At 70.2% G+C, this 9947-nt stretch carries 10 protein-coding genes, 1 tRNA gene and 2 pseudogenes; 8 read left to right on the top strand and 5 right to left on the bottom strand.

From position 1 onward, the window contains the following. Window positions 1-276 precede the first annotated feature (276 nt). Window positions 277-1947, bottom strand: coding sequence for a lysine--tRNA ligase (locus AC2W7C_RS08485; protein ID WP_486001045.1), 1671 nt, complete (start codon window positions 1945-1947; stop codon window positions 277-279). A gap of 131 nt (window positions 1948-2078) precedes the next feature. On the opposite strand from AC2W7C_RS08485, the gene AC2W7C_RS08480 reads away from it, so the two are divergent. The 6 genes and pseudogenes from AC2W7C_RS08480 to tgt all read left to right on the top strand — a co-directional run bounded on the left by AC2W7C_RS08480 (window position 2079) and on the right by tgt (window position 6569). After that, on the top strand, window positions 2079-2813 hold the full coding sequence (locus AC2W7C_RS08480) for a nuclear transport factor 2 family protein (RefSeq protein ID WP_486001044.1): 735 nt from the start codon (window positions 2079-2081) through the stop codon (window positions 2811-2813). A gap of 186 nt (window positions 2814-2999) precedes the next feature. Further along, entirely contained in the window at window positions 3000-3545 is a 546-nt protein-coding gene (locus AC2W7C_RS08475; RefSeq protein WP_486001043.1) for a hypothetical protein, read from the top strand. A 329-nt stretch (window positions 3546-3874) separates the two neighbouring features. Further along, window positions 3875-4981, top strand: a complete 1107-nt coding sequence (gene queA / locus AC2W7C_RS08470) for a tRNA preQ1(34) S-adenosylmethionine ribosyltransferase-isomerase QueA (RefSeq protein ID WP_486001042.1) — start codon at window positions 3875-3877, stop codon at window positions 4979-4981. Beyond that, on the top strand, window positions 4978-5163 hold the full coding sequence (locus AC2W7C_RS08465; protein WP_486001041.1) for a hypothetical protein: 186 nt from the start codon (window positions 4978-4980) through the stop codon (window positions 5161-5163). Before queA ends, AC2W7C_RS08465 begins: the two co-directional genes overlap by 4 nt. After that, the gene (locus tag AC2W7C_RS08460) at window positions 5130-5459 is read left to right on the top strand and encodes a hypothetical protein (protein WP_486001040.1); all 330 of its coding nucleotides are present in this window, start codon (window positions 5130-5132) and stop codon (window positions 5457-5459) included. The genes AC2W7C_RS08465 and AC2W7C_RS08460 overlap by 34 nt, the downstream gene beginning before the upstream one ends. After that, window positions 5456-6569, top strand: a pseudogene (gene tgt / locus AC2W7C_RS08455) (tRNA guanosine(34) transglycosylase Tgt). The gene AC2W7C_RS08460 and the pseudogene tgt overlap by 4 nt, the downstream one beginning before the upstream one ends. 52 nt (window positions 6570-6621) lie before the next feature. On the opposite strand, the gene AC2W7C_RS08450 reads toward tgt, so the two are convergent. Next, entirely contained in the window at window positions 6622-7134 is a 513-nt protein-coding gene (locus AC2W7C_RS08450; protein ID WP_486001039.1) for a CoA transferase, read from the bottom strand. A gap of 94 nt (window positions 7135-7228) precedes the next feature. Beyond that, a pseudogene (locus AC2W7C_RS08445) lies at window positions 7229-7642 on the bottom strand (CoA transferase); the annotation flags it as partial. 175 nt (window positions 7643-7817) lie between these two features. On the opposite strand from AC2W7C_RS08445, the gene AC2W7C_RS08440 reads away from it, so the two are divergent. Further along, window positions 7818-7894 (top strand) — tRNA-Lys (locus tag AC2W7C_RS08440). On the opposite strand, the gene AC2W7C_RS08435 is transcribed toward AC2W7C_RS08440, so the two are convergent. Continuing rightward, a complete protein-coding gene (locus AC2W7C_RS08435) occupies window positions 7857-9287 on the bottom strand; it encodes a phage tailspike polysaccharide lyase family protein (RefSeq protein ID WP_486001038.1) in 1431 nt (476 codons plus the stop codon). The two genes, AC2W7C_RS08440 and AC2W7C_RS08435, sit on opposite strands and share 38 nt — an antisense overlap. Beyond that, window positions 9275-9745 carry a hypothetical protein gene (locus tag AC2W7C_RS08430; protein WP_486001037.1) on the bottom strand — a complete coding sequence of 157 codons (471 nt, stop codon included), beginning with the start codon at window positions 9743-9745 and terminating at the stop codon, window positions 9275-9277. Before AC2W7C_RS08430 ends, AC2W7C_RS08435 begins: the two co-directional genes overlap by 13 nt. Here AC2W7C_RS08430 and AC2W7C_RS08425 point away from each other — a divergent pair. After that, window positions 9744-9947: hypothetical protein (locus tag AC2W7C_RS08425; RefSeq protein ID WP_486001036.1), on the top strand; the 204-nt coding region annotated here is incomplete at its 3' end. The genes AC2W7C_RS08430 and AC2W7C_RS08425 overlap by 2 nt on opposite strands.

The following is a 9947-nucleotide window of genomic DNA, read 5'->3' as shown; positions in this document are numbered from 1 at the left end:
TAGTGTCGTGCGGCGGCCGCGGGGGCGTCGCAGTTTGGTGACGCCGTTGGCTGAGCCATGGCGGCGGGTCGGAAGGGCGGGCCGGCGCCAGCGTGCCCAGAAACGGCGGCGGCGGCGATCGCGACGGTGAATTTCTTGTTCGACATGGCTCATCTCCTGTCATCGAGTTGGTCGATGACCGGCACAATGCGCAGACGAACCTGAAGGCTCCCGGAGGCCGGCGGTTATCTGCCGTTCATGTACGTTGCCGGACAGAGCGTGGCCTTACGGCAACGCTCAGCTCGCCAGCTCGCCCCGCGCGCCCGCCTCGATCAGGGAAATGGTCTGCGGCAGGCCGTAGATGGCCGCGAACGAGCCGAACCGCGGGCCCTGGGACGCGCCCAGCAGGACTTCGTACAACGCCTGGAACCAGGCCCTGAGCGGATCAAAGGCATGGTCCTTGCCCACGGCGTAGACCTCGCCCTGGATCAGTTCGCCGTCGGTCGTGTCGGCCGGCAGCGCCTTCAGCCGGGTCGCCAGGTCCTCCAGCGCCGCCGTCTCGTGGGCGGTGGGCGTGCGATAGGCCTTCGTGGGCTTCACGAAGTCCTCGTAGTAGTTCAGCGCGTGCCCCATCAGCCGGTCCAGCGTCGGCTCGTTGGCGGGCGTGGCCTCGGGCAGATACTTGCCCATGTAGGCCCACAACTGCTCCTTGGACGAGGCGTTGGCCACGCCGACCAGGTTCAATAGCAGGCTGAACGAGACTGGGCTGGCGACCCTGGGCGGATCGCCGGCGTGGATCGACCAGACGGCGTTGTCGATCCGCTTGGCCGGCTCCTGGGTCTGGAACTGGTCGATGAAGCTCAGATAGTCGTCGATGGCGCGCGGAATGACGTTGAAGTGCAGGCTCTTGGCCGACTTCGGCGACTGGAACATGTACCAGCTCAGCGACTCCGGCGTGCCGTAGCGCAGCCACTCCTCCATGGTCAGGCCGTTGCCCTTGGACTTGGAGATTTTCTTGCCCTCGATGTCGAGGAAGAGCTCGTAATTGAAACCCTCAGGCGGCACGCCGCCCAGGGCGCGGCAGACCTTGGAGCTTTCGCGCACGCTCTCGATCAGGTCCTTGCCCGACATCTCGTAGTCGACGTCGAGCGCGGTCCAGCGCATGGCCCAATCGGGCTTCCACTGCAGCTTCACATGGCCGCCTGTGACCGGAACCTCGGTGCGTCCGCCGGCGGGGTCGTCGAAGACGATCGTGCCCTTGGCCAGGTTCCGCTCCAGCGTCGGGACCTGCAGCACGTGGCCGTTGACCGGGCTGATCGGCAGGAAGGGCGAATAGGTGGCCCGGCGCTCCTCGCCCAGGGTCGGCAGCATGATGGCCTGGATCGCGTCGAACCGCTCCAGCAGGCGCAGCAGCACCTCGTCGAACCGGCCCGACTTGTATTGCTCGGTCGAGGACATGAACTCGTAGTCGAAGCCGAAGCTGTCCAGGAAGGCGCGCAGGCGGGCGTTGTTGTGCGCGCCGAAGCTGTCGTGCGTCCCGAAGGGGTCGCGCACCACCGTCAGGGGCTTGTGCAGGTCCTCCCGCAACACTTCCGGGTTCGGAATGCCTTCTGGCACCTTCCTGAGGCCGTCCATGTCGTCCGAAAAGGCGACCAGGCGCGTCGCCCAGTGATCGCCCGTCAGCGCGCGGAAGGCGTTGCGCACCATGGTGGTTCGCGCCACCTCGCCGAAGGTGCCCATATGGGGCAGGCCCGAGGGGCCGTAGCCGGTCTCGAGCACCACGGGCTTCCGCAGCGCCTCGAAGGTCGCCAGGGCCTCGTCCGCCTTGCCCGCGTCGATCAGCAGTTTCGCTGCATCGCGCTCGGCGTCCGACAGCCGCTTCTTCAGGACGTGGGCCAGAAGATTGCGGGCCTGTTCGAACGGCCACGACCGGGCGTCGCGCGCGAGGGTCTCGAGGTTCTGCAGCATGGGACCGGCTTTGACGCGGAAGGCTCGGCGGGTCAACGATGGGATGATCGGGATGCGCGTCCTGAACGGTTTTGGCTTGCCGCTGGACGGATCCCGGTTCATCGCAGCCGGCAAGCCAGGGAGATCGCCGCGTGTCCCTTCTCGCCTTCCTGATCGCCGCCGCGTTCGCCGGCCAGACCCCGGCCCCCGACGGGGCGGAAAACGCCGTGCGCCAGGCGGACGAGGCTTTCTGGGCCGCCTACAACCAGTGCGACCGCGCCCGGATGGCCGACGCCTTCACCGAGAACGCCGAATTCCACCATGACATCACCGGCCTGACGCAAAGCCGGGCGGCGATCGTGGAGTCCCTGATGCGCGGCCCTTGCGGCGCGCAAGGTCAGCGCCTGCGCCGCGAAGCGATCCCGGACACGGTCCAGGCTCACGCCCTGGCGGGCCCCTACATGCTGCTGACGGGCGATCACGTGTTCTATGTGCAGAAACCGGGGGAACCCGACCACGCCAGCGCCCAGGCCCGCTTCGCCGACATCTGGCGGCAGGAGGACGGCCGATGGCGGATGGCGCGGGTCGTCAGCTACGATCACCGGCCGCCGCCCTACACGCCGCCGCCCATCGATCCGGATTTCGATCCGGCGACCCTGCCCGGATACGCCGGACGCTACGTCTCGGGTGAATTCGGCGACATCCTGATCGCCGCCGAGACAGATCACCTGCGCCTGACCTCCGGCGACCTTTCGCTGACCCTGTTTCCCTCCGCCGAGGGCCGGTTCGCCGCCCGGGAGCGCGATCTGCAGGTCGCGTTTTCAGACCGAGCGCTGACCGTCATCGAAGGCCAAACCGCCGTCGCGACCGCCCGGCTGACCCCGTGAAGCCTGGGCGGCGACACGTCCGCGATTCACGGCCGCGCTTGCGTCGCCGCTGCATTCGTCCCAGCTTGGGCGCATGACGATGTCCGTTCGCACGACCCGTTTCGGCTTCCCGCTGGCCTGAGGCCCGCCGCCGAACCCTGCCCGCGCCCCGGCCCGCCGGCGCGATACCCCTGCGAAAGATCCATCATGCCTTCCCCCGCTTCCCCGCGCGCGCTGACGCCCGCGCAGATCGATCAATTCGTCGCCGACGGCTTCGTGCGCGTCGACGACGCCTTCTCCTCCGACCTGGCCGACCAGGCTCGCGCGATCCTGTGGCGCGATCTGAGGCTCGATCCCGACGATCCGTCCGCCTGGACCCGGCCCGTCGTTCGCCTGGGCATGTACGCCCAACCGCCGTTCGTGGAGGCGGCGAACACGCCCGTCCTGCAGGCGGCCTTCGACCAACTGGTCGGCCCGGGCGCCTGGCGGCCCTGCCAGGCGATGGGGACCTTCCCCGTCCGCTTCCCCTCGCCCGAGGACCCTGGCGACGCGGGGTGGCACATCGACGTCAGCTTTGGCGTGGAGGACCCGAACTTCCTGAACTGGCGGGCCAACATCCGCTCCAGGGGCCGGGCGCTGCTGATGCTGTTCCTGTTCTCGGACGTGGGCCCGGACGACGCCCCGACCCGCATCCGCACGGGCTCGCACCGCGACATCGCTCGCCGATTGGCCCCGCCGGCGAGGCGGGCCTGACGCTGGGCGAACTGGCGGCGACGGGCTTCGCCGAGAGCGCCCACCGGCCCGAGACGCTGGCGACCGGCCCGGCGGGAACGGCCTATCTATGCCATCCCTTCCTGGTCCACGCGGCCCAGCCGCACCGGGGAGGACGCCCTCGATTCATGGCCCAGCCGCCGCTGCTGCCCGTGAGCGAGAACGGCTTCGGGGAGGGAGATGCGCCGGTCGAACGGGCGATCCGCCTGGCGCTGCAGGAGCCCGACGAACCCCCGCGGCCCTGACCTTCGCGACGGAGCGGCGCGCGCGCCCTTGACCCTCCCGTCCCGCCGTGCCCTTTGCGGCGCCTCATGAGGACCGCCGATTTCGACTTCGACCTGCCCGAGGAGCGCATCGCGCTCAGGCCCGCTGAGCCGCGCGATTCCGCCCGGCTGCTGGTCGTGCGCGACGGCGGGCTGGAGGACCGGACGATCCGTGACCTGCCGGACTTCCTGCGGCCCGGCGACGCCCTGGTGTTCAACGACACGCGCGTGATCCCGGCGCGGCTGTCGGGCGTGCGTCAGCGCTCCGGCCCTGGAGGCGAGACCCTGAGCGTCGAGGTCGAGGCCACCCTGCACCACCGCGACGCGCCCGACGTCTGGTCCGCCTTCATGAAGCCGGGCAAGCGGATCAAGGCGGGCGACCGGATCCGGTTCGGCGCTCCCACCGCCTCGGTTCTGGGCGACGCCGCGTGCGAGCTGGGCCGGCTGGACGCCACCGTCGAGGCCAAGGGCGAGGACGGGCTGGTGACCCTGCGCTTCGACCTGGCCGGGCCCCTGCTGGACGAGGCGATCCGCGACGTGGGCGTCATGCCCCTGCCGCCCTACATCGCCGCCAAGCGGGCCGAAGACGACCGGGACCGGTCCGACTACCAGACCTTGTTCGCCAGGTGGGACGGCTCGGTGGCCGCGCCGACCGCGGGCCTGCACTTCACCCCCGCCCTGATGGAGGCGATCCGCGCGCGGGGCGTTTCGACCCATGCGGTGACCCTGCACGTCGGCGCCGGCACCTTTCTGCCGGTCAAGGCCGAGGACACCGCCGACCACAGGATGCATTCGGAATGGGGCGAGGTGTCCGCCGGGACGGCCCAGGCCCTCAACGCCGTGAAGGCGGCTGGCGGGCGGATCGTCTGCGTCGGCACCACCTCGCTGCGGCTGTTGGAGAGCGCCACGGGCGAGGATGGCGTGGTCGCGCCCTTCCACGGCGACACGGCCATCTTCATCACCCCCGGCTACCGCTTCCGGGCGGCGGACGTGCTGATGACCAACTTCCACCTGCCGAAGTCGACCCTGTTCATGCTGGTCAGCGCCTTCGCCGGGCTGGAGGCGATGAAGGCCGCCTACGTCCACGCCATCGCGGACGGCTATCGCTTCTACTCCTACGGGGACGGCAGCCTGCTGTTCCGGTCGGACCGATGACCGAGGCTCTTCCGGAAGGCCTGGCGGATGGCCTGGACCGGCTGGCCGAGGCGGCGGAGCGGGCCGGAATGCGGGACCCGTGGCGGGTGTTCGGCGGCGCGGCGATGATCCTGGCCGGCCTGCGCGACTGGCGGCGCCCGACATCAACGTGCTGGCCAGCCCGGGCGACGCTCGCCGTCTGATCGACGCCCTGGGCGCCGAGGTCGTCACCGACCCCGGCGAAGGCCAGTTCCGCTCGCGGGTCTACGGACGCACCCGGGGCGAGGCGGTCCCGATCGAGGTGATGGCCGATCTGGAGGTCCGGACCGGCGCCGAATGGAGCCCCGTCGTCTTCGAGACCCGCATCCCGGTGGCGGCCGGCCGTCACATCCTCCATATCCCCGGCGTCGCCGAGCAGATCGCCATGGCGCGCCTGTTCGGACGGCCCAAGGACCTGGCCCGCGCCGACGCCCTCGAACGACTGACCGGCCCCGCATGACCTTCCCCTTCGACATCTCCGCCACCGACGGCCGCGCGCGCACCGGCGTGCTCAAAACGCCGCGGGGCGACATCCGCACCCCGGCTTCATGCCCGTCGGCACCGCCGCCACGGTGAAGGCTCTGACCGTCGACCAGGTGAAGCAGACGGGCGCCGACATCCTGTTGGGCAACACCTATCACCTGATGCTGCGTCCCGGGCCGGAGCGGATGCAGCGGCTGGGCGGGCTTCACGACTTCATGCGCTGGGACAAGCCGATCCTGACCGACTCGGGCGGCTTCCAGGTCATGTCGCTGTCGGGCATCTCGAAGCTGACCGAGGAGGCTGTGACCTTCTCCAGCCACATCGACGGCTCCAAGCACGTGCTGACCCCCGAGCGGTCGATCGAGATCCAGGCCGACCGCCTGGGCTCGGACATCGTCATGCAACTGGACGAGTGCGTGGCCTGGCCGGCCGAGGAGCGCGCGCGCGGTCCGGCATGGAGCTTTCGGCGCGCTGGGCGAAACGCTCCAAGGACGCTTTCGGGACCCGAGGGACCCAGGCCCTGTTCGGCATCCAGCAGGGCTCGACGTTCGAACATCTGCGCAAGGAGTCCTCCGAGCGGCTGCGGGAAATCGGCTTCGACGGCTACGCCATCGGCGGTCTGGCGGTCGGCGAGGGCCACCAGGCGATGTGCGAGGTGCTGGACTACGCGCCCTCGATGCTGCCCGCCGACCGCCCTCGCTATCTGATGGGGGTGGGCAAGCCGGTGGACCTGGTCGAGGCGGTCTGGCGGGGCGTGGACATGTTCGACTGCGTGCTGCCGACGCGGGCGGGCCGCCACGGCCAGGCCTGGACCTGGTCAGGGCCGATCAACCTGAAGAACGCCCGCTTCGCCGAGGACCAGGACCCGCTGGACCCCGAGGTCCCCTGCCCGGCCTCGCAGGCCTATTCAAAGGCCTATCTGCACCACCTGATCCGGGCCGATGAAATCCTGGGGAAGGTGCTGTTGAGCTGGCACAACATCGCCTTCTTCCAGGCGCTGACGGCGGCGATGCGGGCGGCGATCGCCGAAGGGCGCTTCGACCAGTTCCGCAAGGACTTCCACGCGCGGCATACGTCGAACGGGTGAGCTCATCGTCTCCCGTCCGTCATCCCGGGGCTTGAGCCGAGGATGACGAAGGTCAGGAGCGCCACCGCGCCAGGGCGTCTTCCAGCGACAGATCGGCCGGCTGCGGCTCTGGAACAGCCGCCCCGTCGCCGACTCTCGGCGCCAGGCCCGGCTGGACCACGCCCTGATCCACGAAGGTTCCACGCGCGCGGTTGTGCGGATGGGCGGGCGCCTCCTCCAGGGTCAGCACCGGGGTGACGCAGGCGTCGGTTCCGGCGAAATGCGCGGCCCAGGCGTCGCGGTCCCGGGCGGCGAACAGGGCTTCGAATCGGCCGTGAAGCGCGGGCCAGCCGGCCATGTCGAATTGGGGCGCTTCGTCCGGCGTCAAGTCCAGCCCTGCGATCAGGGCGGCGTAGAACTGCGGCTCCAGCGCGCCGACGGCCACGAACCGGCCGTCGCGGCAGGCGTAGCAGCGGTAGAAGGGCGCGCCGCCGTCCAGCAGGTTGGCGCCGCGGCGGTCGCTCCACAGGCCCCGCACCCGCAAGGCGTGGAACAGGCCTGTCAGCAGGGCTGAGCCGTCGGTCATGGCCGCGTCGACCCACCCGCCCCGCCCCTGTGGCCCTGGCCTCGAGCAGGCCGGCCAGCACGCCCGTGACCAGCATCATCGCCCCGCCGCCGTAGTCGCCGACCACGTTCAGCGGCGGACGCGGCGGGCGGTCGGGCTCGCCCATGCCGTGCAGGGCGCCGGACAGGGCGATGTAGTTCAGGTCGTGGCCGACCTCGTGGGCCTTAGGGCCCGTCTGGCCCCAGCCGGTGACACGGCCGTAAACCAGCCGCGGATTGCGCGCGGCGACGGCCTCGGGGCCCAGTCCCAGCCGCTCCATCACGCCGGGCCGGAAGCCCTCGATCAGGGCGTCGGCGCCGATGATCAGGTCTAGGACGCGGCCGTGGTCCGCCGGATCCTTCAGATTGACACCTACGGCGGGACGGCCCCGGTGCAGGATCTCGCCGCCGACGTCGCTGAACACCGGCGCGGCGGCGTCTCCGCCACGGCAGAGACGCAGCACCTCGGCCCCCAGGTCGGCCAGCACCATGCCGGCGAAGGTCACCGGCCCCAGGCCGTCGAACTCCAGGATGCGCAGTCCGGCGAGCGGTTTCATCCCTCTTGCCTAGCTTCTGGATCGCAAACCGTCGAGGCGACGCTTGACCCCGGCTCCGCTATGTCACAGAAGGCGCGTCGCCGAAGCGCGACCGCGCCCGGTTCGATGTGCGTCCTTAGCTCAGTTGGTTAGAGCATCTGACTTTTAATCAGAGGGTCCTCGGTTCGAGCCCGAGAGGACGTACCATCGAATTCCTTGATTTTCCTGGAATCCCTACACCGACACCTGGACCCGATCCGGCGGCGTCGGCCGCGTGGCCGGCCTGACCGTCCGCCGCCCTCCGTCGCTCCGCCGCGATTCGCGCCCGATCGGTGCGCGGCCTATCGAGGCGCCCGCCTCGCCGGACGCGGTCGCCGGCGCATTTCTGGACATAGCCACCCACCCCGGCCCCACCGACATAGACCCAGGTGGTCCGTTCGTTCGGCCCCATCGCCGGGCCGCCGTCGACGGTCAAGGGATGAGGTCCGATCGCGCCGGTGACAATCTCCCATTCGTCGCCCTGCACGCCATAGGCGGTGTCGAAGGCGCAGGCGCGCGGCGCGCTCAGGGGGCTGTTCCAGATCTGGGTCCGGGCGTCGCGGCGGCCGATCAGGGTCGCGTCCGTATCGCCCAGAACGCGCACGCCCTCGGGATGCGGCCAATCGATCGGCACGGCGTAGTTCGCCACGGTCGACGCCGCCAGCCAGCGGGCCAGCGGCGGCATGCGCGCGTTCATCACCGCGCCGGTGACATGGCCGCTGACGTCATTGTCGCCGGCCAGCGACAGCAGGCGGTCCATGGCCGGAGCGTCGACCTGCAGGCCGTCGAACAGCACGTCGATCGGTTGGCGGGCGGGGTTGGAGCCGCCGACCAGCAGCCGGAGAAAGTTCACCGTCCCGGGGCTGGCGCCGGGGTTCTCGTAGGTGATGTTGCGGAAACGGAAACGCAGGGGCTCGGCGATCCTGGAAACGTCGAAATGCAGGATGCCGAACCGGACCCCGTCGCCGTAGCTGACGAAGCGGACGTTTTCGAAGGTGTAGGTTCCGCCGACGACCTCCTCGGCGAACACGCATTCGCCGGTGGCGCTGACCTCCAGGGAGGTCGCGTAGATGACGCAGTTGCGCACCGTCGGATTGCGGCCGGCGATGTTGGCCATCTCGGCCGTCAGGTTCTCGTAGGTGATGTCCTCGCAGTTGCCGTGCATCTCGATCGCGCCGATGCCGGTCGACAGGTTCTCCAGGAAGCCGCCCGAAATCCGGATGTCGGCCGCCGGCACGGCGCCTTCGAAATCGCCGCTGCCCAGGGCGACGCAGTGGCGCCGGCTGTGCAGACCGCTGGGGGCCTCGATCACGCCCCGCTGGCTGTTGACCACGGCCAGGCAGTAGGCGTCGTCGTGCAGGGCCGTGCTTCTCAGGTGCTCGACATGGAAGTCGTAGCAGCGCTTCAGCTGGATGGCCGTGTAGGTCGCGCCCGCGTCGCAGGTCACGCCGGTCAGCCGGACCTTGCTGAAGCCGTCCAGTTCGAACACCGGCGTGCCCGCCGCCGGGGGCTTGATCCGCAGGCCTTCGACGTGGGCCGAGACGCCCTTCAGCTTGAACACCTGCACCTCGCGGGCGGCGAACCCCGGCGCGCCGTGCCAAACACCCTCAGTTGCCGGCCCGAGACCGTCTCGGCCACGCGGAACATCCGGCCGGCGCGGTAATAGCGCCGGAACGGCGCCTGGCTGAAATCGGCCGGATTCCAGACCAGGAAGACCTCGTCGGGCGCCAAACCGTGGTCGCGGCCGAAGCTGACGGTGCGGCCGCCGCGGGCGATGTCGGCGCTCAAACCTGCGATCCGCTCGACGCCCGGCGCGACGCTCAGCCGGCCGCCGTGCGAACAATCCAGGATCGCCCCCTGATCGGCGACGATGTTCAGCGTGGCGACATCGACGGTGATCGGCGTGTCCAGCCTCACGACCGACCCCGCCGGATGACGCAGCACGCCGCGACCGTCCGCCCATTCCAGGGCGCGCCTGTAGGCCGCGCTGTCGTCGGAGACGCCGTGACAGCCGAACATGGCCGGGGTCGCGCTGGTGACCGCCAGCTCCCACCACCTGCCGTCGCCCGAGCGGAACTTGCCGGCGTGGTCGGGCTCGGTCTCGACCTGCCGCCACAGCGCCGCCGCGCCGTCCCCCTGCGGCCAGGTCGCCCTGGGTCAACAGGAACCGGGTATGGTCCGGCCAGGCTGCGGCCTGGGCCTGGGCGCGGGTGGCCACCAC

Source organism: Brevundimonas sp. CURTG3B2_SDJG (assembly GCF_057364705.1).
This window is presented reverse-complemented; position numbering and strand designations above follow the sequence as displayed.